The organism is Photorhabdus sp. RM71S (genome assembly GCF_042879355.1).
GTDB classification, from domain to species: domain Bacteria; phylum Pseudomonadota; class Gammaproteobacteria; order Enterobacterales; family Enterobacteriaceae; genus Photorhabdus; species Photorhabdus kayaii.
Map to the genome: position 1 here is coordinate 1 of NZ_JBHFKV010000152.1, position 810 is coordinate 810.

The following is an 810-nucleotide window of genomic DNA, read 5'->3' on the forward strand; positions in this document are numbered from 1 at the left end:
ACCCAATTTTTGCACGAGTGTTCCCTGTATCGGGACAACCGCTATCCCTTCTACCACGTCATAACCAACATCATTATTTCCAGGCCGTGAAAAGCTGTCGTCATCTTCCCACGCTCCCGTATTAATCCGTGTGATGCCGAACCGGTCAGTCAGTGCAGCCATCACGACTTCGGCTTTGCGCGGATGTAGTGCCAGCGGGGTGTTAAATAGCCGTTGGGCCAAATGGGGTAAATTCATTACTCTACCTTTGGATCTTGAATGGTTTTATCAGCGGGAACATCCAGTTGCGCCCATGATGGCGGAGTCAAACCGCGTTCTTCGAATGCATCAAGTTCACGCTTACGCTGATCGAGCATCTCTTCCCAGTCTTCACCCGCGTTCTCTGCTGCCTCCATCTCAAGAGTAGAAAGCCCGGCATCCATACCCAAGATAGCGCCCTTCTTCTCCGCAACAGGATCTACCCATCCACGACCCGGCCCCATCCACTGCGCCCGGCAATAAGCCGCCCGTGCTTCTAAGAAATCAGGCGCACCAGCCGGTAACGGTAAATCTTCTATGTCGTGAATTTCTTCAATAAACGCGGTCAGAATGGGTTGAGCAAAGCCGATTGAGAAATCAGCGCGGCGCCGGGTTAAGGTTTTCCATGCCTCTAACATGGCAGAACGCGCTGAACTGTAGTTCACATCAGACCAATCTTGTGTCACTTGTTGAGTTGAAAGGCCGGTAGCCGCAGCGATATTACGTAATGCCGCACTTTCAAAGCCTTCAAAGTTACTGTGCGGTCTCGCGGCATTGACAGTAGTGATTTTC

The 810-nt window shown here is 51.6% G+C and carries 1 protein-coding gene and 1 pseudogene; both read right to left on the bottom strand.

The features are described 5' to 3' along the window. A pseudogene (locus tag ACGF5R_RS24220) lies at positions 1 to 237 on the bottom strand (S49 family peptidase); the annotation flags it as partial. After that, the coding region (locus tag ACGF5R_RS24225; RefSeq protein WP_387693175.1) for a phage portal protein at positions 237 to 810 on the bottom strand (574 nt) is incomplete at its 5' end. The pseudogene ACGF5R_RS24220 and the gene ACGF5R_RS24225, both read right to left, overlap by 1 nt.